The organism is Sphingomonas sp. (assembly GCF_050725575.1).
Classification (GTDB): Bacteria; Pseudomonadota; Alphaproteobacteria; order Sphingomonadales; family Sphingomonadaceae; genus Sphingomonas.
The window spans coordinates 55604-82576 of sequence record NZ_JBOHHW010000015.1; the positions used below are offsets into that span (position 1 = coordinate 55604).

The following is a 26973-nucleotide window of genomic DNA, read 5'->3' on the forward strand; positions in this document are numbered from 1 at the left end:
GCCCAGATCGACGGCGCCGGCAACCGGATCGAGACGTTCGCGCCGATTCCTGGTGGCAAGGCGCCGGATGACTCCCCGGACGATTCAATGTCGGCAGTCCATTGCACGCCCGACCGGCAACGCTGCGCGCAACTGAGCCGCGACGTGGATGGCAATGTGTGGACGCTCTTATCTGTTCGATCGGCTTCCCGGTGCAGCGGGTGCGCCAGCGGTCGCGTCGTTCGTGGTCCCGCTTGAAGATGAGAATGCGCGCGTGGCGCTCTGGCCGCGGATCGTGCGTGAGGCGTCGGGCCGGGTGCTGGTCGGCGTCGAGGCAACCAGCTCGACTTCCTATTCGGGCGGCGGAGCGAGTATGGCGATGCTGACCCTCATTGCGGCCGAGACGGGACGCGAGGCGATGAAAGCGGTGCTCACCATACCGTGGCGCGGGTCGGCACTGATCCGCGCCTGTTTCAGCAAAGCCGACATGAAGCAGCGCGCCGGTGCCTGCCATGACGAGTACGCGTTCGACGGAACGCTGACGCTCGATCCGACAGTGCGCACCGGCGCGCCGCATTTCATCTTCACCACCAGCGCGAAGAGCTTTCCCGGCCCCGTGTCGCGCAGCGCGGATTCACTGGCGGCGGCACCATTGCGCCGCAAGGACGTTAAATGGGTGAAGGATGCGCAGTGCAGCTATCGCCGAACCATCTCGCCCGACGCCGCGAGCGGCACGTTTCGGATCGATATCCCTCTGCCCGCCTGTGACGATTATCTCGTGCCCTGACGCAATAGACGGGTCACGGCATTTCGTGTATTATATCTGCAATACACAATGAAGGACTCGTTGATGGCGAAGAAGGACAAGAGCGCGAAGGCCGGCAAGGCCACGAAGCTGCCCAAGCAGATCGCCGGGATCAAGGTCCCCAAGGAGCTGCGTAAATCCGGCGCGGCGCTGCTCGAAAAAGCCAACAGCCCAGTCGGGCGGGAGATGATCGCCGCCGGCATCGCCGCGGTGGTGACGGCTGCGGCGCGCAGCCGGGCGGGGGGCAAGGTCGCGGCAAAAGCGACCGATGCGACGGCAAAGGCGGCGCAGGCCGGCGCACAGGATGCCCGGGATCTGGTCGATGCGATCGGCACGGTGATGCAACGCCTGTTCGAGAAAAAGGCCGGCTAGACGCCAACGGTGCTGGTCCGCCTGCGGGACGGTTGACAAACTCCTCCTCATCGCCAATAGTTCACCACATGGTGAACTATCAAAATCCTCAGCTCGACCGCACTTTCGCGGCACTGGTCGATCCGACTCGCCGCGCGATCCTCGCCCGGCTCGAGGAAGAATCCGAAGTGTCGGTGAGCGAACTGGCGCGCCCATTCGCAATCAAGTTGCCCGCGGTGATGAAGCATCTCGATGTACTCGGCGATGCCGGGCTGATCACGCGCGTCAAGACGGGGCGGACGGTCGCGGTGCGGCTGGCGCCCGAACCGATGGAGGAAGCGATGAACTGGCTGCGCCGTTACGAACGCTTCTGGTCGGCGAGCCTCGACCGGCTTGTCGCCTATGCCGAAGCGAAGGAGGCGGACAAATGACCACCAGCGTTACCCTGGTCCGCCGCATCCGTGCGCACCCCGAAACCGTGTTCGAGGCCATGACCACGCCCGAAGGGATCGGGCATTGGTGGGGCCCGGACGCCGGGCCGGTGTTGCTCGCCGAGACCGATGTGCGGGTCGGCGGCGCGTTTCGCGTTCGCTTCCAGATGCTCGACGGTACCGAGCATGAAAGCTTCGGCACCTATCTCGAGGTCGATCCGCCACACCGGCTGATCATGAGCTGGCAATGGGTCGACGAGCCGGATCTCGACATGCGGATCGAGATCGCGTTGCGCGCAATCGCCGAAGGCACCGAACTGACTTTCACCCATGCCCGCCTGCCCGACGAGGAAATGCGGATCAGCCATGAAGCTGGTTGGAACGGCGCCCTCGACAAGCTCGAACTCTATTTTCTGCCACCCAAAGGATTGGGACATGACCCCGCATGAAACCATATCCAAGGCGCAATGGATCGAAGCGATGCGCGCACTGCTCATCGAAGAAAAGGCACTGACGCGGCAACGTGACCGAGTCGCCGCGCAACGCCGCGCTTTGCCCTGGGTGAAGATCGACAAGGATTATGTGTTCGAAGGTGCGGATGGGCCGGTCTCATTGGCCGAGCTGTTCGACGGGCGCAGCCAGTTGATCGTCTATCATTTCATGTTCGGTCCCGACTGGGACGAGGGCTGCACCGGCTGCTCGCTGATGGCCGACCATGTCGATGGCGCACGGCAGCATTTCGAACATAATGACGTCAGCTATGTCGCGGTATCGCGCGGGCCGATCGACAAGCTGCTGGCGTACCGCGCGCGCATGGGCTGGGGCTTTCGCTGGGTCTCCTCGGCGGGCAGCGATTTCAACGCCGACTATCATGTCTCCTTCCCGAACGGCGAGCGTGGCGACAGCGTCTTCTATAATTTCGAGACCCAGCCCGATCCGGAAATCGATGAGCTTCCCGGGATCAGCGTCTTCTACCGGGCCGAGGACGGCACGATTTATCACACCTATTCGTCATACGGCCGCGGCGGCGAGAGTTTCCTGACCGTCTATGCCTATTTCGACATTGTGCCCCGGGGCCGCAACGAAGCGCGCGATGGGCTGATGACCGACTGGCTCAAGCGCCACGATCAATATGAGGATGACGGCCGCACGCGCCTCGCGGCGCCGGCGATGGCCGAGACGGCCTGATCCGATGCTGTGCTGCGGCCTCCTTGCCCTGCTTGCCGCCGCCATGGTCGGATTGTGGCGGCGGCTGCGTGCCCTGCCGCGCGCGGTCATGGTCGGGATCGCGACGTTGCTGGCGCTGGTGCCGATCGCCGAACTGGCGATCACCGTGCCGCACGACAAGGCGATGAGGCGCGCGGATGTCATCGCGGCGTCGCTGCGCTCGATCTGCGGCGAGCATTTCGGCGGCAGGCCGCGATAGGGCAATATTGGTCGGAGCGAGCCTCCCCCTCCGTTCGTTTCGAACGAAGTCGAGAAACCGCACGCAGCATTTGTGGCCTGTTTCTCGACTTCGCTCGAAGCGAACGGGGATGAGTTAAACCCGTTCGAAAATACCTGATTTATGCACGCTACAGCGTCGGCACACCCCGTCCGCTCGGCGCGCCACCCAGCGCCTTGAACAGGTCGATGACGGCCAGCAATTCGTCCTGCCGCGCGACCAGCGCGGCATCGTTGGTCTGGGTTTCGTTGCGTTCTGTGTCGATCAGCGTGTCGAGCGGAATCTCGCCTTCGAGAAACTGGACTCGCGCCAGGCGCGACGCCTCGCGCACATCGCGGCTGGCACGGTCGTAGAGTGCACGCCGGCGCCCCGCCTCGCGCATCCCGGCAAGCGCCTGATCGCCTTCGGTCAGCGCCCGCAATAGCGCCGCGCGGTACAGGGCAACCGCCTCGATCTGCACGGCGCTTGCCGTCTCATATTGGCCGCGCAACCGCCCGCCCTGGAAGATCGGCGCGAACAGGCTGGCGCCGGCCGAGAGCGTAATCCCGAACGGGCCGCCGATCGCCGCGGCCTGAACCAGGCCGGACCCTGACAGGCGCAGCGACGGCTTGAAGGCGGCCCGCGCCTGCTGCACATCGCCGCGCGCCGCCGCGATGCGCGCCTCGGCAGCACGGATGTCGGGACGACGGAACAGCAGTTCGCCCGGCTGACCGACGCCGATCGCGGGCGTGACGAGCGCATCGAGCGACAATGGCCGGGGCTTGAAGCGAGGCGATTCCAGGCCGAGCAGTGCGGCGAGCCCGGCACTCATCTGCGCCCGTGCCTCGATCAACGACGAATGCTGAGCCTCAAGCCGGGCCAGCTCACCTGATTGCAGACCCACATCGACGCGGGTCGCCACGCCCTCTCGCAGCCGCACGTTCAGGATCCGCAGCAGCTCGCGCGCATTCGCGCTGTCGCGCTCCGCCACCGCGATCCGGTCACCCAGTGCCGCCCATTGCACCAGCGCGCGCGCGGCATCGGTTTCGACCACCAGAGCCGCCGCATCACCGTCAAACGCCGCCGCCGTGACACGCGCGCGCGCCGCGCGCTTGCCGGCGCGCGCAGCACCGAACAGGTCGAGATCATAGGCCACGTCGAGCCCGGCCTGACCGACGCTGTAGCTGTACAAGGCGGTATTGGAATTGTCGGTGCGCGTCGCGGTGGCGCTGGCGTTGAGGCCGACCGTCGGCAACAATGCCGCACCGGCGACCCGCGCCTGACCACGCAGCTGCGCAACACGCGCACGCGCGGCCTCGATCGTCGGATTGGCGGCACGCGCGCGGGCGACCAGCTCGGCCATGTCGGGCGTGCCGAAACGCTGCCAGAAATCTTCACCCGGTACCTCGAGTGCGGATACCGTGGATGCCGGCGCCCCGGATCCCAGGGCAAGCTGCGAGTCGTTCAGCGACTCACCCCACGACTCGGAGGTGATGCGCGCGGGCTCAGGAACCTTGATCGCCGGCCCCATACAGGCCGTCGGGACGATGCCGAGCAGGATCAGAAGCGGGAATCGCATGAATCCGGTGCTAACCGTCCCGCGTTTCGATCCCGTAAAGATCATGGTTTCTGTCCCGCATTGACACCAATTCGTAAAAATATGCGGTTAATACCATACTAATTCAATGGGTTACGATTTTCTTAAAAATCGTAACTGCGCCGATATGGCGTGTTGAAACCGACGCTCGCGCCCGGCATCCAAGGTGTCGGGACCATAACTCGAGTAACAGGAGCTTGATTATGCGTACTCTCGACGAAAAAGAGCTGAACGAAGTTTCCGGCGGCCTCGGTGGTCTGGTCGGTGGTGTTCTCGCCCTGCTGTTCGGCAGCCCGAAGCGCTGCGATCCTCGGCCGCGTCGCCGCTGCTGATCAATCCGAGTTCGGCCCGATCCTGATCCCGGATCGGACAGACACTATGCAAGGGGCCGGGGTAGCAATGCCCCGGCCCCTTCGCTGTCCCGCACCCCGATCTCAGCAACGTGATTAACGTCATCCTCAGGATTGGGCCTTAGGTCCGGTCGGTGACGGGACCGCGTCGAAGGACAATATGACGAGTACGTTGTTCCGAACCGAGGTCATCGAGGCGCGCCGTGAGCGCCTGACCGGCACAGTCATCGCCGCAAGCCCGCCCGGCGCGCGTGTCTATGGCACTATGCTCGGCATTGCCTTTTTGCTGCTCGTCGCGGTGCTGCTGTTCGGCAGTTTCGCCACGCGCGAAAGCGTCAAGGGCCTGGTCGCACCCGATCTCGGCATCGCTCGCGTCTATCCACCCGGCGCGGTCGAAGTACGCGCGATCCATGTCGCGGAAGGGCAGCGCGTGATCGCCGGAACACCGCTGGTCACGGTGGCGGTGACGCAGGGGCGCGATGCTGGCGGCGAAGGCGTCGCCGGGCAGATTCGCGAGATCGACCGGCAGGACGGCGAACTGGCGCGGCAATCCGCGCTCGCCGCCGAACTCGGCACGGCGGAGACGGGCGGCCTCGATCAGCAGCGCGCCGGGATTGCCGCCGAAATCGCCTCACTCCAGCGCCAGCGCACCCTCGCCGCCGGCCAGGCCGAACTGGCGGAATCGGGCAGCGCCCGCGCCGCGCGATTGCTGCGCGAACAGGCCGGCACCAAACGTCAGGTCGAAGAAGCCCGCGCCGCCGCTCTATCGCGCCGCGCCGAGATCGAGGCGCTCGACCAGCAGATCATCACTCAGCGCGAGGCGCTGCGCCGCATCGGCACCGATATCGCACAGCGCCGCCTGGGCACCGCACGGAGCGGCGCGGAACTCGCCGCGCAACGCGCCGACCTGGCCGGCCGGCGTGCCGCGCTGACGCGGCTCGACCGGCTCGATCTGACCGCGCCGGTCGCGGGCGAGATCAGCGGCCTCAATGCCGAAATCGGCCAGCGGGTCAGCCCCGACAGTTCGCTGCTCACCCTGATCCCCTCGGGCAGCAAGATGGAGGTGTGGCTCTATGTCACCAGCCGCGCCGCCGGACGCGTTCGCGTCGGGCAAACGGTGCGGCTGTTGTTCGATGCCTTTCCCTATCAGAAATTCGGCGCCGGCCGCGGCAGTGTCGTGGCGATATCGGCCACGCCGACCGATCCGCTATTGGTCGATCCCGGGCTGAAGATCACCGATCCGGTCTACCGCGTGCGCGTACGGGTCGATCGCGTGAACGGACCGCAAGCGACCGCCAATGCCGGCCAGCTGCGTCCCGGCATGACGCTGAACGCCGATCTCGTGCTCGAGCAGCGTAAGCTGTGGGAAGTATTCTTCGACCCGATCCTGCGGGCGATGCGCCGATGAGCAGCGTGGAATGGCCCTGGTCGCGCCGCATCCGGCCGATCCTGCAATCCGAGGTCAATGAATGCGGTCTCGCCTGCCTCGCTATGGCGGCCGCCAATGCCGGCCACCGTGTCGATCTGGCCGGGCTGCGCCGCCGTTATCCGATCTCGTCGCAAGGCATGACGCTGGCCGAGCTGATGCGCATCGCCGGCGGGCTCGAACTGTCGCCGCGCGCGGTGCGGCTGGAGATTGACGAACTGGGCGAGCTGCAATTGCCCGCGATCCTGCACTGGGACCTGACCCATTTCGTGCTGCTGGAACGCGTGTCGGGCAGCAAGGTCACGATCCTCGACCCCGCGGTCGGGCGTCGCACCATCTCGGTCGAGGAAACCTCACGCCATTTCACCGGTGTCGGGCTGGAGCTGACGCCCAGCCCCGATTTCACGCCGATCGTCGCGCGCTCGGCGCTCCGCATCAGCGACCTGTGGACCCGGATCACGCGGCTGCGCGGCGCGATGGCGCAAGTGGTCGGCCTGTCGCTGCTGCTGCAGGTCACCGTGCTGGCCCTGCCCTTCGCTCAGCAGATCATCGTCGACGAGGCGATCGGCCAGGGCGACAATAGCCTCGTCCTGCTGATCGCGATCGGATTCGGTTTCGTCTATCTGCTCAATGTGCTGCTCCAGGCGCTACGGTCTTGGGTGGTATTGACCTTGGGCGAATCGATCTCCTTCCAGCTCGCCGGCAATCTCGTCCGGCATCTGATCCATTTGCCGGTCTCTTTCTTCGAACGGCGCCATGTCGGCGACCTGTTGTCGCGGATCCAGTCGATCAAGCCGATCCAGGAATTGCTCACCCAGGGCGTGGTCAACGTGGCGATCGATGCGCTGCTCGCGCTCACCACGCTGATCGTCATGCTGCTGATCAGTCCGACACTGGCACTCGTCGTACTGATCACCTCGGCGCTTTACGCACTGACCAGTTTGCTGCTTTTCCCGCAATGGCGCGCGCGATCCGAGGAAGAGATCGTCGCCCGCGCCAAGCAGGAGACGCATCTGCTCGAGACGATGCGCTCGGTGCGCGCGATCAAGCTGCACGGCATGGAAACGATGCGTGAGGCGGGCTGGCGCAACCTCTATGCCGATGTCGTCTCGTCAAGCTATCGCGCCGACCGCACCGCGATCCAGCTGACGCTGGCCGAGAATCTGCTGTTCAACCTGCAATTGCTGCTCGTCCTCGCCTTTGCCGCCAGCATGGTGATCGCCGGCACGATGACGATCGGCCTGATGTTCGCCTTCCTGTCCTATCGCACCAGCTTTGCGACCAGCGCGTCGCAGCTGGTGCACCGCGTGCAGGACTGGCGCATGATTGGCCTGCACCTCGACCGGCTGGCCGATATCGTCTCCGAAAAGCAGGAACAGATCGGGCTGGCGCCGCCCCGCCCGAACGAGCTGCGGCCGCCGGCGATCCGTGTCGAGCGGCTGAGCTTCGCCTATTCGCCAACCGACCCGCCGATCCTGCACGATGTGTCGTTCGACATACCGGCGGGCAGCTATCTCGCGATCATCGGCCGGTCGGGGTCGGGCAAGACCACGTTGTTGCGGCTGCTGCTCGGCCTGCTGACGCCGACCTCGGGGCAAATCCTGATCGACGGGGTTCCGCTCGGCCCGGCAACCATCGCCGCCTGGCGGTCGCGGGTCGGCGCGGTGTTGCAGGACGATGCGATGCTGCAGGGCACGATCGCCGACAATATCGCCTTTTTCGATCCGCATGCCGATATGGAGGACATCATCTCCTGCGCGTCCTTCGCGCGGATCCATGACGAGATCATGCAGATGCCGATGCAGTATCACAGCTTCATCGGCGATATGGGCGGCGCGCTGTCGGCGGGCCAGCGCCAGCGCCTGTTGCTTGCTCGCGCGATGTACCGCAGCCCCGACGCAGTGTTCCTCGACGAGGGTACCGCCAATCTCGACGAAGCGAACGAGACGGCGCTGGCGGACAGTTTCGCGCGGTTACGGCGCACGCGCATCGTCATCGCTCACCGCCCCGCACTGATCGAGCAGGCATTGCAGGTGATCGAACTCGATCAGGGCAGCGTGACGATCCACAATACCGGCCCCGCGCGACTGCAGGGCGTCGCCTGACGCAGGAGGTGGCGCGCCAACGATATCTTCTTTCATCATCGGCCGATGCAGATGGATTTACGCTTTCACCTCGCCCGCATGACCGATAGCATTCTCTCCCATGGGCAGGCCACGCAAGGAGCCGCCAAGCCAGGCGCATGCGGGCGAAGGAGAATGCAATGAAGTCGGGGCTATTGCTGGCGATGATGGGGTTGGCAGCCCAAGCAGCCCAGACAGTCGATGCGCCATTGCCGCCATCGGGCAATTGGACGGTCGAGTATCAAGATAATCTCTGCACAATATCGCGCAAGTTTGGCGGAACGGAACAGGGCATCACCCTGGGCTTTCAACCGATCCCGCTATCCGGGGCGATGTTGGCCGTACTCATGACGCCGGTCGGCCCCGGAGACAAAAGCCGCTCCGGCAAGCTGACAATGACGCTCAGTCCGTCGGGAGCGACCATTCCGGCAAGCTTCGATACTGTTGTCACGCGCGACCGCAAGCAACAGATTACGCGCTTCGCAATTCGCCGCGCTCAATTGCCCTCGGTTGAAACGGCAGAATCGATTGCATTCTCGCTCAGCAAGGGCAGCAGCTTCAGCATCGCGCCCACGCGCATGGCTGCGGCGATGACCGCGCTGAGTACATGCGAGAAGGATCTGCTGCGAAACTGGGGTTATGACCTGACGACCCTGGCCAGCGTCGTGACCCCGGCCGAGCCGCTCACGCCCTTTGCAAGCTGGGTATCGTCGATCGGCACTGCTTCGGACAGCGAAGGGCAGGCCGTCATGCGCTGGCTGATCAACACCAAAGGACGCGCACAGGATTGTGTGATCGTTTCAAGCAGCAAAAATGCCGATTTCGACAGGACCGCCTGCGCATTGGTGGTCAAAAATGCGCGCTATCGTCCTGCGCTGGATAAGGATGGCAAACCGGTGGCCACGCCAGGATATGACCGACTGACCTTGCTTACCGACAGATAGGCGATCGATCCCGCCGTGGCGACGCGGCGGGCCTGCGGATCAGCATTCGGGCATTCTGCCGTTGGCGATCATCTCGCGCACGATACGGCGATAGCTGCGCCCGACCGGCAGGCGATTCCCGGTATCGGTGGTGAGCTGATAACTGCCGGTCGGCAGCCGCCGGACCGAGGCGATACGCTCGCGATTGACGATGCACGAGCGGTGGATGCGCGTGTAGCGCTGCGTATCGAGCAGCTCGAGGATCGCGGTCAGCGATTCACGGTGCAGGTAATTGGCGTCGCCGAGATGGAGGCGAACATATTCGCCCTCCGCCGCGACCCAGTCGACCCGGTCGAGATCGACCCGCACCGTCTCGCCGCGGCGCTGCACCCAGATGTAGCGATGTTCGGCGGCGTCCCCTGCCCGTTCGCGGCGCAGCGCGTCGAGTTGCCCGGCAAGATCCTGCAACCGGCCCCGCGCGCTGCGGTCCTCGATCGAACGGCGGATCCGGTCGATCGCGGTCTGCAGCCGGCCGAGCCGGATCGGCTTGGTCAGGAAATCGGTCGCACCGGTTTCAAAGGCCGAGGCGGCGAAATGCGGATAGGCGGTGACGAACACGATCAGCGGCGCGGCTTCGCCCGCCCGGGCAAGTTCCTCGACCACATCGAACCCGTCGAGCGCGGGCATTTCGATGTCGAGCAACACCGCATCGGGCGCGAGGGCTGCAATATCGGCCAGCGCCGCGGTGCCGCTGGCCGCGGTGCCGACCACTTCCACGCCCTCGATCCGTTCAAGCAAATCCTGCAGCCGCTGGACCGCCAGCAGTTCGTCGTCGCACAGCAGCAGGCGGATCGCGTCGGTCATGCTGCCGTCGAAAAGGGTATATCGATCACCACCAGAAATCCCCCATCCTCATCCCGTCCGCTGCTGATAGCATAATCATCGTCGAACTGCGCACGCAGCCGGTCGGTGACATTGGCCAGCCCGACGCCGGTGCCGCTGCGGGCCGCTGCGCCGCCACCCTGTGCCGCGCTGTTATGGACGGTGATGCGCAGCCGGTTGCCGATGCGCCGCGCCGCGATGCTCAGCCTGACCGGCTCGACGCTCAGCGCGACCGCGTGGCGTACGGCATTCTCGACCAAAGGCTGGGTGATAAGGCCGGGGACCAGCGCGCCTTGCGTGTCGGGCGGCACGTCGATCTCGACCTTGAGCCGGTCGGGGAAGCGCAGGATCTCGATCGCGAGATACAGCGACTGGAGTTCGATCTCGCGCGCCAGCGGGATGTCCTCCTGCGGATCGAGCGACAGCCCGGCGCGGAGGAAATCGGCGAGATTTTCGACCATCAACTCGGCCGTCTCGGCGTCGCGCCGGGCGATCAGCGACGCGATCGAATTGAGCGTGTTGAACATGAAATGCGGATTGAGCTGATAGCGCAGCGCGCGCAGCTGCGCGGTATGCGCGACGCGCTGCAGCTGCGCGATGCGGCGTTCGCGGTCGCTCAGCTCAAGGCTGGAGGTAACCGCGAGCAGCAGGGCGCACAGCGCGGCATAGGCCCAGAACCATTGCAGCAGAGCACCAAGGAACATGCCGATGTCGAAATCGTCGGTATAGGATCCTTCGATCAGCAGCCTGAACATCGCGATATTGACGCCGCCATGGATCAGGCATCCAATCAGCGCGAGCAGTGCGGCAACCCCGAGTTTGACTCGCATCGGCCGCCCCGCCAGCCGGCGCAACCGATCGGCGATGACAAAGGAAATGCCGATACCGATCAGGGTCACGCACAGCCGGGGCAGCAGGAAGGCAAGCTTCTCCTCTTCACCCAGATTGAGGTGGCGCAGGATGGTCAGCATGGTGACCTGGGCAATCCAGAAGAGCAGGATGAACCAGGTCGTGGTCCGGCGCACCAGCCGCGCACTTTCGGTTTCGGTGGCAAGGGTGTCGATCGTCATAGCCATGCACCATCGTAGCGAGCGGTCGGCCAGGGGGTAAGCGCGGCGATGGGACATTGATCGGCCCCGGCGTGCCGTTGGGACGTTTTATACCATTCGCAGGCCGCTCGATGCCGTTCGCGGCATCGTCGATGAGACGCCTGCGCACCCGATTATCATCCCTGACATGTACGGCATCGCATCTGCCAGAAGCGACGCGCTCAATCCGTCGGCGCGGTCACATTCATCACGCGTTCAGCCTGTTGACTACATGCGTAGTCGAAGTGATTACAAGCGTAGTCAGTACGGGAGCGATTCGAATGACCAGAGGGCCAGACGATACGGAATCAGCGGTCACGGACCCGCCTCTCGGCCATTTTCCAGCCAGCGAGTGAGGAGGCGTTTATGTCGTCATCCCCTTCAGTCGGCGAAGAACGCCGCCCGTTGATCAAGCGCGGGGCACTGACCGCGACATTTGATCCGATCGAGATTTGCTGGAATGCGCGGCGCGTGCCGCTGTCGCCGATGGAGGCGGTGATCGTCGCGCAGCTGATCAAGCGCGAGCGCACCCGGTGGGAGGACATCCGCCAGGTGATGGTCGACCATGGCGGGAGCGCCGACACATGCGAGGTGCTGGTCTACCGCATCAGGCGCAAGTTCGTCGCGCTGGGGGCGAGCAATCCGATCGAGACAGTGCGCGGCTGGGGACTGCGCCTGCACGTCGAGCGCGATGCGCGCGGGTCGCGGTCGTTATGGATCGGCGCCACCGAAGTGATGGATGGGGGCGCGGGGGCCTGAAGCGGTTCCTCCCAGTGCCGGGGAGGAGCGCGAAGACTACCCCTTTCGGAACGCCCCGAGATCGATCCCATGGCGGGTGATCTTGTCGTAGAAAGTCTTGCGCGGAATCCCGAGCACGGTCAGCGCCCGGACGACGCTGCCGCTACTGGCGCGCAGCGCATCCTCGATCGCCTTCGCCTCGAACTGGGTGACACGGGTCGGCAGATCGGCACCAGGCTGAGCCGGCAAGGCCTCGTCACCGGCCTTCAGGCCAAGCACGGTTTCAAGCGCGAAATTGCGCAGTTCGCGGACATTGCCGGGCCAGTCATGCCCCTGCAATTTGCGCCGCAGCGCATCGTCGAGCACGATTTCCGCGGCATCGAGACGCTGGCGATACTCCTCGACAAAGGTCGCGAACAGCGCGAGCACATCGCCGGCGCGTTCGCGTAAGGGCGGCACGCGCAGCCGCAGCACGTTGAGGCGGTAGAACAGGTCGGCGCGAAAGGCGCCGTCGGCGACCGCTTCGGCCAGGCTGCGTTTGCTCGTCGCCACCACGCGCAGGTCGACGCTCTGCGGACGATCGGCGCCAAGTGGCAACACCTCGCGTTCCTCCAGCACGCGCAGCAGCTTGGCCTGGACGGCGAGCGACATGCTGTCGATCTCGTCGAGCAGCAAGGTGCCGCCGCTCGACGCGGCGATCCGGCCGGTGCGTGACAGTCGGGTGTGCGCGACGCTGTCGGCGGCATGGCCGAACAATTCGGTCTCGGCGAGCGCCTCGGGCAGCGCGGCGCAATCGACCGCGACGAACGGACGGCCGCGCCGCGGCCCGAGGCGGTGGAGCATCACCGCGACCAGCTCCTTGCCGGTGCCCGTCTCGCCCTCGACCAGCACATCGACATCGGCCTGGGCGAGCTGGCGGATCGTCGCGCGCAGGCTGACCATCGGCGCGCTGTCGCCGATCAGCGGGCTGTCGCCGTCACTGTCCGCCGCGGCCGCGCGCAGGCGGCGATTGTCGATCACCAGCTGACGGCGTTCGAGCGCGCGCGTGACGCTGGCGGTCAGGTGATCGGCGGCGAACGGCTTGATCAGGAAATCGAACGCACCGTCATGCAGCGCCGACACCGCCATGGTCACATCGCCATGCCCGGTGACCAGGATCACCGGCATGTCGGCATCGAGCGCACGGACATGGCCGAGCAGCTGCAGCCCATCCATCTTCGGCATGCGGATGTCGGACACGACCACCCCGGCGAAATCCTCCGTGATCGCGTCGAGCGCATCAAGCGCGCTCGAGAAAGGCCGTACGTCGAACCCGGCAAGCTCGAGCGCCTGTACGGTCGCTTGGCGAAGCTGATCGTCATCCTCGACGAAGATGACCGAATTGCCGGTATCGAACATCAGGCGCGCCTCACGGTGAACAGGAACATGGCGCCGGCCGGCGACGGCGCGAGCGCGACATCGCCGCCGAACTCGCGCGCGATATCGCGCGCGATCGCGAGGCCGAGCCCAAGCCCCTCGGGCTTGCCCGAGGTGAAGGGCGTGAACAGCGCATCGGCCACCGCCGGATCGACGCCACCGCCGGTATCGGCGACCGCGACCTGGATCATCTCGTCGCCGGTGACGCGGATCCACACCCCGGCGCCTGCCCTGCCCTCGACCGCGTCGAGCGCATTCTGCAGCAGGTTGATCAGCACCTGTTCGAGCCGCACCCGGTCGCCGACCACCGCGACGTCGCGCAGCGCGGGCGGCAGGTCGACCTGGATCACGCCGCGCGCCCGCTCGCCGATCAGCAGCAGCGCGCCGTCGATCACCGACCCGGTCGGCACCGCGCCGGTCGCTGGCGTGCGGCGGCGCGCGAAGGAGCGGAGTTCGGCGGTGATCGTGCCGATCCGCGCGGTCAGGCCGACGATCTGGTCGAGATTGCCGCGCGCGGTATCGGGCGCGCCACGCTCGAGGAAGCGCATGGCATTTTCGGCAAAGGTACGGATCGCGGCGACCGGCTGGTTGATCTCATGCGCGACCCCGGCGGTGATCTGGCCGAGCGAGCCAAGCCGGTTGGCCTGGGCAAGCTCCTCGCGCGCAGCGCGGAAACGGCGATCGGCTTCGATCCGCTCATGCGATTCGACCGTCAACCGGGCATTGGCGTCGCGCAGTTCGACGGTGCGGTGCGCGACTTCCTTTTCCAGCGCGGCGCGCGCCTCATTCTGCAGCCGGCGCGTATCGGCGGCGCGAATGAAGAAGCCGGCGGCAAGCCCGAGCAGCAACAGGATCGCCGCACCCCAGAGCCGGGCGCGCGTGGTCGCGGCGGCAAGCGCTGGCTCAAGCGGTTCAAGGCGGACGAGATGCGCGCCGGTCAGCGCGGCGGGTTCAGTCGCGACACGGTAATTGGCGAAACCGGCGCCAAGCGGCACGGTGGCCGACGATCCCGCCAGCGTCACCGGCGCCGCGACCGGCGGCTTCGCACCGAATTGCAGGGTGCGGCGCGCATCGGCAAGCGTCGCGGCATCAAGCCGATGCGTGGTGCGGAAGCGCCAGTCGGCACGACTGGTGATCAGAATCACGCCGTGCGCATCGGTGACGAAGCTGATGCCGCCGGCGCGCGCCCAGGCCTGTTCGAGCCGGTCGAACTCGACCTTCACCACCACCGTGCCGAGCGCGCGTCCGCCGCGATCGACACGGCGCGCGAGATACAGGCCGGGCCGGCCGCTGACCGTACCGAGCGCGAACAGTTCCGATCCGCCGGTGCGCATCGCATCCCGGAAATAGGGGCGGAAGGTGTAATTCTGTCCGACAAAGCTGGTCGGCAGGCGCGCATTGCTCGCCGCCAGCGTGCGGCCGCGCGCATCGATGACATAGATCGCCTGGGCGTCGGTGCGCCCGGCAAGCAATTCGAGCGTGCCGTTCAGCCGCGCCTGCGCCGCCGCATCGCCGCCATCGAGCACCGCCACGACATCGGGATAATCGATCAACACCACCGGCAGCAGGCGGAATTTCTGCAATTCGCTGGCGAGCAGCCCGGCCTGCGCGCTTGCCGCCAGATGCGCCGCGCCATCGGCGGTGCGATGCGCCTCGCCCAGCGCCCAGCGCCCGCTGACCAGCACCAGCGCGGCGATCCCGGCGAGCAACAGCACCAGAGCGAGGATCAGGCGGGCGCGGAAACGAGTCACTTGGGCGATATATCACACATGACGAAAAATACTGTGCGAATTATCGCACAGATTTCAGCACTCGATTGACTCATAAAGTAAATATAATTCATATTTATCAATCTCTTGAGTGCCATCGTCAGGTCACTGGCATGGCCCGACTCCCCGATTAGGATAGCCGCCGAGGGTCCAGCTACAAGAGACCCGGCGCACCAGCCGCGCCGCAAGAGGGGATCCATGAAAGTAGCACCCACCACAATTCTGCCCGGCAGCGAACGCCGCAAGCCGATCTACGCGCATCTGTACGTCCAGGTGCTCGTGGCGATCGCGGCGGGAATCGTGATTGGCCATTTCTGGCCCGCGACCGGCGAAGCGTTGAAGCCGCTCGGCGACTTCTTCATCAAGCTGGTGAAAATGATCATCGCGCCGGTGATCTTCCTGACCGTGGTCAGCGGCATCGCGAGCATGCGCGAATTGTCGACCGTCGGCCGTATCGCCGGCAAGGCGTTCGGCTATTTCCTGTTCTTCTCGACCCTGGCGCTGATCGTTGGCCTGGTCGTCGCCAATGTCGTCCAGCCGGGCGCGGGGATGAACATCGATCCCTCGACGCTGCACAGCGCCGCGGTCGATGATTACAGCCACCAGGCGGCAGAGACGAGCTTTGTCGGATTCCTGATGGCGATCGTGCCGACCACCATGGTCTCGGCACTGACCGAAGGCTCGATCCTGCAAACCCTGTTCGTCGCGATCCTGTTCGGCATTTCGCTGTTGCTGGTTGGCAAGCCCGGGGAACCGATCCTCGACCTGGTCGAGCGCACCGCCACCGTGGTGTTCAAGCTGGTCGCGATCCTGATGCGCGTCGCGCCGATCGGCGCGTTCGGTGCGATCGCCTTCACCATCGGCAAATATGGCGCGGGCAGCCTGGTCAATCTCGGCGCGCTCGTCGCCACTTTCTACCTGACGTCCTTGTTCTTCGTGCTGGTCATTCTCGGCGCGGTCGCCCGGCTGCATGGCTTCTCGATTTTCCGCCTGATCGCCTATCTCAAGGCCGAGCTGCTGCTCGTGCTCGGCACCTCCTCGTCCGAAGCCGCCTTGCCCAGCCTGATGGAAAAGCTCGAGCGCGCCGGCTGCGACCGCAAGATCGTCGGGCTGGTCGTGCCGACCGGCTATTCATTCAACCTCGACGGCACCAACATCTATATGACGCTCGCCGCCCTGTTCATCGCCCAGGCGTGCAATGTCGACCTGACCCTGGGACAGGAACTCGCGCTGCTCGGTGTCGCGATGCTGTCATCCAAGGGCGCGGCCGGTGTCACCGGCGCCGGCTTCATCACGCTTGCCGCGACGCTGTCGATCGTGCCGTCGGTGCCGGTCGCGGGCATGGCGCTGATCCTCGGCGTCGACCGCTTCATGTCGGAATGCCGCAGCCTGACCAATTTCATGGGTAATGCCGTCGCGACGATCGTCGTCGCGCGCTGGGAAAACGCGCTCGACCGCGACCAGCTGAGTGCGGTGCTCGCCAATCGCCAGGGGGGTGATCTCGTCACCAACGACAACAAAACAATAATCGAACAGGGAGGATAGACATGACGATGGGGCTTCGTGCCGCGCTGTGCGCGGGAACAGGGGTGATTGCGCTGGCAATATCGGGCGCGGCTTTCGCACAGGAAGCGCCGCCACAGCCGGTCGACAACGCGGTACCGGGAATCGCATCGGATACGCCAGACGATGCGGGAACGCCGCAGCCGGAGGGCGACATCGTCGTCGTCGGCACGCAGATCCGCGGCGTCAGCTCGACCGCGGCGCTGCCGGTGACGGTGGTCGGCGCGAAAGAGATCGAGGCGACCGGCGCGCTGTCGGGCGACGATCTGATCCGCTCGATCCCGCAAATGGGCGAAGTCAGCTTCAACCCGTCGAACAACCCGCAGACCAGCAACGCGGCGCGCGGCGACGTCAATTCGATCAATTTGCGCAACCTCGGCACCGGCAACACATTGGTGCTGCTCAACGGTCGCCGCCTGGTGCAGCATCCGTCGAGCCAGGCCGGTGAGGGCAATGTCCCCGTGCTTGGCTATAATTCCAATTCGCTTCCCGTCGCGGGAATCGAGCGGCTCGAAATCCTGCGCGACGGCGCCGCCGCCATCTACGGCGCGGACGCGGTTGCCGGTGTGGTCAACACCGTGACCAAGACCGATTTTCAGGGCCTGACGGTCGATGGCCGCTATCAATATGCCGAGGGCACGCACCGCAAGGAATATGAGGTGACCGCGTTCGGCGGCACCAATTTCGCCGAGGGGCGCGGCAATATCTCGCTGTTCGTCGATTACACCAAGCGCACCGCACAGCTCGCCGAGGACCAGCCTTATACCGCGACCGCCGACCTGCGCTCCTATTTCGCGGACGACCCGAAATTCTCCACCAATCTCGGCTCGGACGGGCGCGCGACGCAGTCGCCCTGGGCCAATCTCGCCGTCGTCGGCGGGCCGGGCGTCATCCGCATGGGCACGCGCGCACTCACCAGCGCAGCCGGCGCCTTTCATACTCAATCGATCACCAACCCCGGCTGCCTCGTCACGATCAATGCCGATACCTGTTATGGTTCGGGCACGCGTGCGACCACCGGGGCGCTGCGCGGCGAGCGGTTCGACGGCGCGATCGGCACCACTGTCTCGCCAAGCATCCAGCGCTATAACAGCTTCCTGAGCGCGCATATCGACATCAGCGACACTGTCACCGCCTATACCGAGATCGGCTATTATCAGGCCGAGACGCACGCGATCCAGCCGCCGACGATCAACCTTAACGCGATCGTCGTCCCGGCGAGCAATTACTGGAATCCGTTCGGTCCGGTGACCTTCGCCAACGGCGCGGCCAATCCGAACCGCATCCCCGGCCTAACCAACGTGCCGGTCGGCGGCTTGCCGGTGCGCCTGTCGACCTATCGCTTCGTCGATACCGGCCCGCAATATGTCGATGTGAAGAACTGGCAGGCACGCTTCCTCGGCGGGCTGAAGGGCCGGATCGGCAGCTTCGATTTCGACACAGCCGTGCTGTATTCCAAGGCGCAGGCGACCGACCGCTCGGACGCGATCGACATGACCGCGCTGCAGCGCAGCCTCGCGCTGTCCACGCCCGACGCGTACAATCCGTTCAACGGCGGTTGCTCGAAGACGCCGACCACCGGCGACTGCAACCCCTCGTCACAGGCGGCGATCGACGCGATCAAGTTCAAGCTGCGCCGGCAATCGACCACCACGCTCAGCCTGGCCGATTTCAAACTGTCGCGGCCCGATCTGCTCCGCTTGCCCGGCGGCGATCTCGGTTTCGCCTTCGGCGTCGAGGCGCGGCATGAAACGCAGCGCGACGAGCGCGATCCCAACCTCAACGGCAACATCCCCTTCGTCGATGCCGTGACCGGTGAAACCTCACTCAGCAATGTCGCCGCGGTCAGCCCGACGCCGACCACGCAAGGCGCCCGTACCGTGCTCTCCAGCTTTGCCGAGCTGGCCGTGCCGGTGATCGGCCCGGACATGAACATCCCGCTGGTCCGCCGCCTCGATGTGCAGCTCGCCGGGCGTTACGAGCATTACAGCGACTTCGGATCGGTCGCGAAGCCGAAGATCGCGGCCGCCTGGGACCTGATCGACGGGATCCGGCTGCGTGGCTCATGGTCCAAGGGTTTCCGTGCGCCGAACCTTGAACAGACCAAGACGGTGCAATATTCGCGGCTTGGGTCGAACACCGATTTCTACCGCTGCGAAGCCGACCTGCACCTTCCCCCGCCGCGGACTCCGATCCCGAACTTCGGCGCCTGCTCGCGCGGTATCAGCTATTCGATCTTCGTCAGCGGCAATCCCGACCTGAAGCCGGAGAACAGCACCAACTGGGGCGTGGGAACCGTGCTGCAGCCAAAGCTGTGGCCGAGCCGTTTCGGCAGGCTGACGCTGACCGCCGATTTCTGGTCGATCAGCCAGGTCGGTATCGTCGGCCAGTTCGGCCCGCAAAACGCACTGGTGCTCGATTATCTGCTGCGCATGAAGGGATCGAGCAACCCCAACGTGATCCGCGCAGCGCCGAACGCCGACGACATTGCCTTCTTCAATGGCACCGGCCTGGCAGCGGCGGGCGCGGTGACGCAGATCCGTGATCAGTTCGTCAATTTGCAACCGCAGACGGTGCAGGGCATCGATCTCGCACTGCTCTATAACGTCAAGAAGACCGGGATCGGCGATTTCGACCTGTCGATCAACGCCGCGCGGCTGACCAAATATTCGCGCGACACGCCACCGTCGGTGCAGGCCCTGTTCGACGCGCGGGCGGCGGGCGACATCAATGCGGCGACGCCGCTGACCGATGCAAGCGACCTGATCCAGGTGCGCGGCAAGCCGAAATGGCGGGTGACCGGGTCGCTGACCTGGACGCTCGACCAGATCCAGATCGGCGGCTTCGCCAATCTGACCAGCTCGGTCTACGACACCAATTTCCTCGATACCGAAGGAAACCCGTACATCGTCGAGGGTCAGACGACCTTCAACCTTTATGCGCAATATCGCTTCAAGGGCGGCGCGCTGGACGGCACGCGCATCCGGCTTGGCGCACGCAACCTGTTCGACAAGCAGCCACCGATCACGGCTGACGGCTATCTCGGATCGCTTTACAGTCCCTATGGCCGCCAGCTTTATGTCACCATCGGCAAGAAATTCTAAAGGGACGACACATGATCAAGCTGTTGCTGAAGACGGGTCTGGCATGTGCGCTGCTGGGGGCGAGCATCGCGCCCGCCGCCGCGCAGGAAAAGCCGCGCACGATCCTGTTCGTCGGCAACAGCTTCACCTATGGCGGTCACTCGGCGGTGCATTATTACCGCGGCGATGCGGTGACCGACCTCAACAACGAACGCGTCGGCGGGATGCCGGCGCTGTTCAAGACCTTCACTGAACAGGCCGGGCTGAATTACACTGTCAGCCTGGAAACGATGGGCGGCCAGGGCCTTGACCGGCATTACCAGACCAAGCGCGCGCTGCTCAACCGCGCCTGGGACGTGGTGATCCTGCAGGGACATAGCGTGCTCGACCGCGACGCGCCGGGCGATCCGCGCGTGCATGTCGCCAATGCCGGGCTGCTCGCCGCGATGTTCACCGCGGCCAATCCGGCGGTCGATGTCGAGCTGATCGCGACCTGGGCGCGCGCCGACATGGTCTACAAGAAAAAGAGCCCGTGGCTGGGCAAGCCGGTCACCGTGATGACTGCCGATCTGCGTGCGGCCTCGGACCTGGCGAAACGCTCGTCGCGCGATATCGACGGCGTGATCCCGGTCGGCGAGGCCTGGACCCGCGCGATGGGCGACGGCGTGGCCGACCCCAACCCCTATGACGGCAAGCCCTTCGGCCAGGTCGATCTGTGGACCTATGACCAGTATCACGGCAGCATTTATGGCTATTATCTCGAGGCGCTGATGGTGTTCGGAAAGATCACCGGCGTCGATCCGCGCACGCTCGGCGACAAGGAGCGCGCGGCAGACGAACTGGGCATCTCGCCGAGCGAAGCGGTGGCGCTGCAGCGCGTGGCCTATGAGCAGCTTGCCAAGGGGTAGGCCTGTGCGTCGAGGCGCGACGCCTTGGCCTAAAGCGAAGTAGCATCTGGTTGAGCCGCTACCGTCATCCCCGCGAAAGCGGGGATGATAGCGGGCGCTGCCCATCCCATCCGGCGCCGCGATGAGCCTCGCTCAGGCCTCGGGACGAACAATGGCAGGCCCGATCTGACGCCACCGATGCCGGAATCCCACGCCGGCAACAGGGGATTTGGTACGTCAGGCCGCCCAGCTATCCATCTCATTTATAGCTGAACGGGATTTTACGCATTTTTGCTTATACCAGAAATCACGCGAAATATCAGCAACTCATTGAATATAAACAATAATCGTCAGATTCAGTACAATCAACCGCCCGCCTCGCGCCCGCACTTGGGAAATACGACACAACTGGTGTCCCATATCTCCCGCCGTCCCCCCCGCTGGTCGTTCCTGCAACATGGCTGGACAGCCACGACACGCACGGGCTTAACGTCCTGATGCAGCCCGCCGACCTCGCGATACTCACCCGGGACGGTCCGATCATCGTGTTCGATGCGCTGTGCGTACTGTGCGCGGCCAACGCCCGGTTCGTGCTGCGCCATGACCACCGGCACCATTTCCGGCTCGCATCAATGCAGGGGCCGGTCGGAGCGGCGCTGTACCGCGCGCATGGCATTGATCCGACGCAGCCCGAAACGCTGATCATCGTCGATGGCGACCGGCTGCGGGTGAATTCCGATGCGGTGATTGCGATCTGGACGGGCTGCGGCTGGCCCTGGCGCGCCGCCGCCATGCTCCGCCTCGTGCCGCACTTCATCCGCGACCCGATCTACCGCCTGGTTGCGCGCAACCGCTACCGCTGGTTCGGCCAGCGCGAGACCTGCTGGCTGCCCTCTCCCGCCGACCGGGACCGCGTGCTGTGAGCAATATCCTGATCCTCGGCGGCTATGGCGGGTTCGGCGCGCGACTGGCACGACGGCTGGCCGCGCGCGGGCACCGGATCCTTGTCGCGGGGCGGCATCGCGACAAGGCCGCAGCCTTTTGCGACGGCGTGCCCAACTGCCACCCGGTCGTGGCGGACCGCGACGGCGATCTCGCCGCGGTGCTGGCGGAACAGCGCCCCGACCTGCTGATCGATGCCGCCGGCCCGTTCCAGACCAGCGGCTATCATGTGGTCGAGGCATGCATCGCCGCCGGGATCGATTATCTCGACCTGGCCGACGGCCGCGCCTTTGTCGCCGGAATCGGGACGCTCGATGCGGCAGCGCGCCAGGCCGGCATCGTCGCCATATCGGGCGCCTCCAGCGTGCCCGCCTTGTCCGGCGCAGTGGTGCGCGCTCTCGCGGCAGGCATGGAGCAGATCATGTCGGTCGAAATGGCGATCAGCGCGTCCAACCGCGCGGCGGCGGGCGCGTCGGTCGCCGCGGCGATCCTGAGCTATGCCGGCAAGCCGCTGACGCTGTGGCGCGGCAAGCGCCGGGCGCGGGCCTTTGGCTGGCAGGAGATGGGCCATGAACGCTTCGTGCTCGACGACGGCACGACCCTCGGCCGACGGCTGGTCGCGCTGGCCGATGTGCCCGATCTCGAGCTGCTGCCCGACCGGCTGCCGGGCAAGCCGGCGGTCAGTTTCCGCGCCGGGACTGAGTTGGCGGTGCAGAATGCGACGCTGTGGCTGGCAAGCTGGCTGGTACGCTGGCGCTGGATCGGGTCGCTGTCGGCACTGGCGCCGTGGCTGTTGCCGTTGCAGCGGCGCATGGCGGGCTGGGGATCCGATCGCTCGGGGATGGTGGTGCGGCTGTTCGGCCTGGCCGGCGGCAAACGGGTCGAGCGGCGCTGGACGCTGATCGCCGGCGCCGGCGATGGCCCTGAAATCCCGACGCTCGCCGCAGCTTTGCTCGCCGAGCGGATCGTGGCGAAGGAACTCGCGCCCGGCGCGCGCGACGCCGGGCCGATGCTGACGCTGGAGGATTTCGCGCCGGTCTTTGCCGGCCTCGCGATCCGCCATGAGACGCGGCAGATCGCACAACCGGCACCGCTCTATCGGCGCGTCATGGGTGACGCCTTTGCGCGGCTGCCCGATGAGGTGCGCCGCATGCATGAGGTGCTGCGCGACGGCGGCGCGCACGGCCGCGCGACGGTCGAACGCGGCGCGCATCCCTTCGCCCGATTGATCGGCACGCTGATGGGATTTCCCCAGGCAGGCGAACATGAACTCCATGTCGGGTTTCACGAGGAGCAGGGCGTGGAACGCTGGACGCGGACCTTTTCGACGCAAGCCTTTCACAGCAATCTTGGCGAAGAAGCGGGCCGGATCGTCGAACGTTTCGGGCCGCTGCGCTTCCATTTCGATCTGCCCGGGGACGAGCATGGCCTGACCATGATGATGCGCGGTTGGTCGATGCTGCGCATTCCGCTACCCCTGAAGCTCGCACCGCGAACGGTCGCGCGGGAATGGGCGGAGGAAGGACGCTTCCATTTCGACGTCCCGATCGCGCTGCCGTTGATCGGCCCGGTGATTCATTATCGCGGCTGGCTGATCCCCAACGCAAAATAAGGAAATGGCGGCCCCACCCGGAGCCGCCATCTCTGCAATTGGCCATGGCTCAGGCGGCAATGGCTACGCGCGTCCCGGGCCGCACCTTGAACTCAAACCAGGCGAGCGCCCCCACCACCAGTGCTTGGGCAAGCACGAAGGCGGTGCCGAACGCGGTCGGCTCAGTCAGCATCAGCGTTGCGATGCTCGCTACGACCCAGGCGATGTTGCCGATCACCGCGAGCAGCACCAGCGGCGCATTGAGCAGCGGGGTCTTCGCCATCCAGGCGAACAATGCGGCCACCGGGAACAGGCTGCATCCGGCGACCAGCAGCAAGGTCGGGTGAAGGCCGGTCGGTCCGGCAAGCAGGCCGGCGCCAAGGCTCATCACGGCGCCGGCCAGCAGGCAGGTCAGCGCGTCGAGGCCGAGAATGCGGCGGATGGTCGTGGTCGTGTCGGTCATGATGTCCTCCGTGGTTGACACCGACCTTTTCGCTGACGGAGGTAGTAGCGTCGATTACCTGACAGGTAATGGCTCGAAATTGGTTGCCGCGCCTAAGGGTCGGCTCAGAGGAGAATGATCATGGCAGTTGCGGCGCGGAATGTCGGGGATCAGTTGCGTGAATGGCGCCAGAAACGGCGCATGAGCCAGCTCGACCTCGCATTGGATACGGAGATTTCGGCGCGCCATCTGAGCTTCCTCGAAACCGGCCGCGCCCGGCCGAGCCGCGAGATGGTGCTGCGCCTGTCCGAACAGCTCGACATGCCGATGCGCGAGCGCAACCTGCTGCTCACCGCCGCCGGATTCGCGCCCCTGTTCGGCGAGCGCTCGCTCGACGATCCGGAAATGGCCGGCGCGCGGCGCGCGGTCGATCTGATCCTTGCCGGGCATGAGCCCTGGCCCGCGCTGGTGGTCGACCGGTGCTGGAACCTGATCGCTGCGAACCGCGGCGTCGCCCCGCTGCTCGCGAGCGTCTCGCCCGCGCTGCTGGCGGGCGTGCCCAATATCATGCGGCTCGCGCTGCATCCCGACGGGCTGGCGGCGCAGATCGTCAATCTCTCGGAATGGCGCCATCACCTGATCTCGCGCCTGAAGCGCCAGGCCCAGGCGGCAAGCGATACCGAGCTGGACGATCTGGTCACCGAACTGGAAAGCTATCCCGCGCCGCCTATGGCCGATGCGAAACCGCAGGATCTGGGCGGCATCGCGGTGCCGATGAAACTGCTGATTGGTGAGCGGGTGCTGAGTTTCCTCAGCACCACCACCGTGTTCGGCACCGCGCAGGATGTGACCCTGTCGGAACTGACGCTGGAGACCTTCTTCCCCGCCGACGACGCCACGGCGGAGATGGTCAGGACATTGGTGAGCGGCGACAGCTAGGCAGCCACGCCGCTCACCTCGTCAGAAGCGATAGGCCAGCGTACCCATCACGTTGCGCGGCGCGCCGATGAAGCAATCGCCGCGCGACAGGCAGGACGCGAAATAGGACTGGTTGAACAGGTTCGTGGCGTTCACCGACAGGCGCCATTTCTGCCACTCGAGTTCGGCCAGCGCATCGACCAGCGTGTTGTCGCCGGTCACGATCGTCCAGGCCGGGCCGACCGACTTGCGATTGCCGGTGTAACGAACACCCGCCCCCAGCCGCAGTGACACGTCCTCACTCAGCGGCAGCGTCTTCATGCCCCAGATCGACGCATTGTGACGCGGTTGATAGTCGAAATAGGGGGAGTCCCGCGTCTCGAGCTTGTTATAGCCATAATTGACCGACAGCTCGTAATTGCCCGGCAGGGTACGCGTTGCCTCGATCTCGAACCCCTTGGTGGTGAGTTCGCCCGACTGGATCTGGCTCAGTGGCCTGTCGGGATCGTCGATCGGTCGATTGCGTTCGCGAATGTGGAAGACGGTGAAGGTGACCAGCGTGGCGGCATCCGGCTGCCATTTTGCCCCCATCTCATATTGCGTGCCGGTTTGCGGCTTGAACGCCGCACGATCGGCGTTGAAGCCCGCGATCGGCTGGAAGCTTTCGGTGTAACTGAAAAAGGGCGAGATGCCCGCACCGATCTCACCGATGATACCGGCGCGGAATGTCGTGGCGTTGGCGGAGGGCGAGCCGGGGCTCGTCACATGATCGCGCCGCGCGCCCAGCACCACCGACACGCGATCGGCAAAGCGGATCTGGTCCTGGACATAGATGCCAAGCTGCTTCTGCGATTGCCGCGATGCGGTGGAGGAGATCACCGGAACGGCCAGTGCCGCCCGATCGATATTATAGAGATCGACGATCTGGTCGCCGGAGCCGTAGCGCTCGGTAAAGCGATTCCAGCTATAGTCCACGCCCGCGAGCAGCAAATGGCTGATCCCCGCGCCGGTGTTGAACTTGATCTGGAGATTGTTGTCGGTGGTGAAGACATTCAGAGTCGCCAGCTTGTCGTCACTATAGAGCTGGATCAACCGGCCATTGCTGCCCGCGATATAGGGGTCGGTCGGGTTGGTGTAGCTGTTGGTGTAATGCGTGAAATAGCTCACATCGCTGTCGATGTAGCGCGCTTTCAGGTTCAGCTCGATCTGGTCGGTGATGCGCTGCTTGACCATCGCCGTGCCCTGCAGCAGCCGGCCGTCATAGCGGTCATGCCCGGGCTTGCCGACGAACAGGGTGCGCGGCAGGCGCGGATTGCCAGGATTGTCGAACAAGGTGCCGATGATCGGCAAGAACTGCGGCGTCGAGCCGCCATGATCGTCCTGATAAAGACCCAGCAGCGTGATATCGGTGCCGGCGCCCGGCTGCCAGCGCAGCGACGGCGCGATCATCACGCGATCGTCGCGCACATGGTCGATGAACGTGTCGGCGTCGCGCACCCGCGCAACCAGCCGCGCGGCCAGCCCATCAGCGATCGGCGCATTGACGTCGGCCAGCAGTTCCTTGCGATTGTCGCTGCCATAAACCGCCGCGACCTCACCCCGATTCACAAAGTCGGGCGTCTTCGACACAAGGTTGACGATGCCACCGATCGACCCTTGGCCGAACAGCACCGAGGCCGGGCCACGCACCACCTCGACCCGCGAGAAATTATACGGGTCGGACGTAGTGCTGACATAGGAGCCGAAAATGTCGCGCATGCCATCGCGGAACTGCAACGCATCGATGCCGCGAATGACGAAGCTGTCGACGCGCGTATCGCGGCCATAGGGATTCGCCGTGATCCCGGCGGCGTAGCGCACCGTGTCGCTGATGTTGATCGCGCCCTGTGCCCGAAACGTCTCTTCGGTCAGGATGGTGATCGGCTGGGGCGTCTCGATCAACGGCGTGGCGGTCTTGGTGCCGGCACCCGACTCAAGCTTGGCGCGCTCACCCGTAACGATGATGTCATCGCGCTGGTCGGCGTCGTTCGCTCCGTCCGCTGCCCCATCTGCCGCCCATGCCGTACTGCTTGCCAATGCGACCAGCGCGATGCCGGACAGCCTCAGAGCCTTATTCAATGTCATTGCGATCCCCTTGGTCGGGCGGGCCTGTATCGCTAATGAGAATTGATCGCAACCACGAATCAACCGGCCGCAAGCTGCTATTGATAATCGTATTGTATCAGATAGCGCCGCTCGGCGGCTCG

General features: G+C 65.2%; 24 protein-coding genes. 17 read left to right on the forward strand and 7 right to left on the reverse strand.

All coding sequences use genetic code 11. The features are described from left to right. The first annotated feature begins 154 nt into the window (after positions 1 to 154). The 6 genes from ACRECS_RS12440 (at position 155) to ACRECS_RS12465 (ending at position 2992) form a co-directional block, all read left to right on the forward strand. Positions 155 to 766 carry a hypothetical protein gene (locus tag ACRECS_RS12440; protein WP_431583280.1) on the forward strand — a complete coding sequence of 204 codons (612 nt, stop codon included), beginning with the start codon at positions 155 to 157 and terminating at the stop codon, positions 764 to 766. Between the two features lie 63 nt (positions 767 to 829). After that, positions 830 to 1156 carry a hypothetical protein gene (locus tag ACRECS_RS12445; protein ID WP_431583281.1) on the forward strand — a complete coding sequence of 109 codons (327 nt, stop codon included), beginning with the start codon at positions 830 to 832 and terminating at the stop codon, positions 1154 to 1156. 68 nt (positions 1157 to 1224) lie between these two features. Further along, positions 1225 to 1566 (forward strand): ArsR/SmtB family transcription factor, encoded by a 342-nt coding sequence (locus ACRECS_RS12450; protein ID WP_431583282.1) that lies wholly within the window; start codon positions 1225 to 1227, stop codon positions 1564 to 1566. After that, complete coding sequence (locus ACRECS_RS12455) at positions 1563 to 2015, forward strand: SRPBCC family protein (protein ID WP_431583283.1); 453 nt, start codon at positions 1563 to 1565, stop codon at positions 2013 to 2015. The genes ACRECS_RS12450 and ACRECS_RS12455 overlap by 4 nt, the downstream gene beginning before the upstream one ends. Further along, positions 2002 to 2754, forward strand: a complete 753-nt coding sequence (locus tag ACRECS_RS12460; RefSeq protein ID WP_431583284.1) for a DUF899 domain-containing protein — start codon at positions 2002 to 2004, stop codon at positions 2752 to 2754. Before ACRECS_RS12455 ends, ACRECS_RS12460 begins: the two co-directional genes overlap by 14 nt. A gap of 4 nt (positions 2755 to 2758) precedes the next feature. Further along, positions 2759 to 2992 (forward strand): hypothetical protein, encoded by a 234-nt coding sequence (locus ACRECS_RS12465; RefSeq protein WP_431583285.1) that lies wholly within the window; start codon positions 2759 to 2761, stop codon positions 2990 to 2992. Positions 2993 to 3140: 148 nt separating this feature from the next. Here ACRECS_RS12465 and ACRECS_RS12470 read toward each other — a convergent pair whose 3' ends face one another. Then, positions 3141 to 4568 carry an efflux transporter outer membrane subunit gene (locus tag ACRECS_RS12470; RefSeq protein ID WP_431583286.1) on the reverse strand — a complete coding sequence of 476 codons (1428 nt, stop codon included), beginning with the start codon at positions 4566 to 4568 and terminating at the stop codon, positions 3141 to 3143. Between the two features lie 221 nt (positions 4569 to 4789). Between ACRECS_RS12470 and ACRECS_RS12475 the strand changes: the two genes are divergently transcribed. The 4 genes from ACRECS_RS12475 (at position 4790) to ACRECS_RS12490 (ending at position 9429) form a co-directional block, all read left to right on the forward strand. Beyond that, the gene (locus tag ACRECS_RS12475; RefSeq protein ID WP_431583287.1) at positions 4790 to 4918 is read left to right on the forward strand and encodes a class IIb bacteriocin, lactobin A/cerein 7B family; all 129 of its coding nucleotides are present in this window, start codon (positions 4790 to 4792) and stop codon (positions 4916 to 4918) included. Between the two features lie 178 nt (positions 4919 to 5096). Further along, complete coding sequence (locus tag ACRECS_RS12480) at positions 5097 to 6344, forward strand: HlyD family secretion protein (RefSeq protein WP_431583288.1); 1248 nt, start codon at positions 5097 to 5099, stop codon at positions 6342 to 6344. After that, positions 6341 to 8467, forward strand: a complete 2127-nt coding sequence (locus tag ACRECS_RS12485) for a peptidase domain-containing ABC transporter (protein WP_431583289.1) — start codon at positions 6341 to 6343, stop codon at positions 8465 to 8467. The genes ACRECS_RS12480 and ACRECS_RS12485 overlap by 4 nt, the downstream gene beginning before the upstream one ends. A gap of 158 nt (positions 8468 to 8625) precedes the next feature. Further along, a complete protein-coding gene (locus ACRECS_RS12490; RefSeq protein ID WP_431583290.1) occupies positions 8626 to 9429 on the forward strand; it encodes an energy transducer TonB in 804 nt (267 codons plus the stop codon). Positions 9430 to 9468: 39 nt separating this feature from the next. On the opposite strand, the gene ACRECS_RS12495 is transcribed toward ACRECS_RS12490, so the two are convergent. Together ACRECS_RS12495 and ACRECS_RS12500 are read right to left on the reverse strand one after the other, a co-directional pair. Next, a complete protein-coding gene (locus tag ACRECS_RS12495) occupies positions 9469 to 10272 on the reverse strand; it encodes a LytR/AlgR family response regulator transcription factor (RefSeq protein ID WP_431583291.1) in 804 nt (267 codons plus the stop codon). Then, positions 10269 to 11360 carry a sensor histidine kinase gene (locus ACRECS_RS12500; protein ID WP_431583292.1) on the reverse strand — a complete coding sequence of 364 codons (1092 nt, stop codon included), beginning with the start codon at positions 11358 to 11360 and terminating at the stop codon, positions 10269 to 10271. Before ACRECS_RS12500 ends, ACRECS_RS12495 begins: the two co-directional genes overlap by 4 nt. 384 nt (positions 11361 to 11744) lie before the next feature. On the opposite strand from ACRECS_RS12500, the gene ACRECS_RS12505 reads away from it, so the two are divergent. Continuing rightward, a complete protein-coding gene (locus ACRECS_RS12505; RefSeq protein ID WP_431583293.1) occupies positions 11745 to 12137 on the forward strand; it encodes a hypothetical protein in 393 nt (130 codons plus the stop codon). 36 nt (positions 12138 to 12173) lie between these two features. Here the strand turns inward: ACRECS_RS12505 and ACRECS_RS12510 are convergent, their stop codons facing one another. Further along, entirely contained in the window at positions 12174 to 13514 is a 1341-nt protein-coding gene (locus tag ACRECS_RS12510; RefSeq protein WP_431583294.1) for a sigma-54-dependent transcriptional regulator, read from the reverse strand. Then, positions 13514 to 15283 carry a sensor histidine kinase gene (locus ACRECS_RS12515; RefSeq protein WP_431583295.1) on the reverse strand — a complete coding sequence of 590 codons (1770 nt, stop codon included), beginning with the start codon at positions 15281 to 15283 and terminating at the stop codon, positions 13514 to 13516. Before ACRECS_RS12515 ends, ACRECS_RS12510 begins: the two co-directional genes overlap by 1 nt. A gap of 216 nt (positions 15284 to 15499) precedes the next feature. Here ACRECS_RS12515 and ACRECS_RS12520 point away from each other — a divergent pair, with 216 nt between their 5' ends. The 5 genes from ACRECS_RS12520 (at position 15500) to ACRECS_RS12540 (ending at position 23388) form a co-directional block, all read left to right on the forward strand. Beyond that, a complete protein-coding gene (locus ACRECS_RS12520) occupies positions 15500 to 16846 on the forward strand; it encodes a dicarboxylate/amino acid:cation symporter (RefSeq protein WP_431583296.1) in 1347 nt (448 codons plus the stop codon). 2 nt (positions 16847 to 16848) lie between these two features. After that, the gene (locus tag ACRECS_RS12525) at positions 16849 to 19968 is read left to right on the forward strand and encodes a TonB-dependent receptor domain-containing protein (RefSeq protein WP_431583297.1); all 3120 of its coding nucleotides are present in this window, start codon (positions 16849 to 16851) and stop codon (positions 19966 to 19968) included. A gap of 11 nt (positions 19969 to 19979) precedes the next feature. Further along, a complete protein-coding gene (locus ACRECS_RS12530) occupies positions 19980 to 20855 on the forward strand; it encodes a DUF4886 domain-containing protein (RefSeq protein WP_431583298.1) in 876 nt (291 codons plus the stop codon). 476 nt (positions 20856 to 21331) lie between these two features. Next, entirely contained in the window at positions 21332 to 21757 is a 426-nt protein-coding gene (locus tag ACRECS_RS12535; protein WP_431583299.1) for a thiol-disulfide oxidoreductase DCC family protein, read from the forward strand. After that, positions 21754 to 23388 carry a DUF4166 domain-containing protein gene (locus ACRECS_RS12540; RefSeq protein WP_431583300.1) on the forward strand — a complete coding sequence of 545 codons (1635 nt, stop codon included), beginning with the start codon at positions 21754 to 21756 and terminating at the stop codon, positions 23386 to 23388. The genes ACRECS_RS12535 and ACRECS_RS12540 overlap by 4 nt, the downstream gene beginning before the upstream one ends. Positions 23389 to 23437: 49 nt before the next feature. On the opposite strand, the gene ACRECS_RS12545 is transcribed toward ACRECS_RS12540, so the two are convergent. Then, a complete protein-coding gene (locus ACRECS_RS12545; protein ID WP_431583301.1) occupies positions 23438 to 23830 on the reverse strand; it encodes a hypothetical protein in 393 nt (130 codons plus the stop codon). A gap of 120 nt (positions 23831 to 23950) precedes the next feature. Between ACRECS_RS12545 and ACRECS_RS12550 the strand changes: the two genes are divergently transcribed. Continuing rightward, positions 23951 to 24748, forward strand: coding sequence for a helix-turn-helix domain-containing protein (locus tag ACRECS_RS12550; protein ID WP_431583302.1), 798 nt, complete (start codon positions 23951 to 23953; stop codon positions 24746 to 24748). 21 nt (positions 24749 to 24769) lie between these two features. On the opposite strand, the gene ACRECS_RS12555 is transcribed toward ACRECS_RS12550, so the two are convergent. Continuing rightward, entirely contained in the window at positions 24770 to 26851 is a 2082-nt protein-coding gene (locus ACRECS_RS12555; protein WP_431583303.1) for a TonB-dependent siderophore receptor, read from the reverse strand. Positions 26852 to 26973 lie beyond the last annotated feature (122 nt).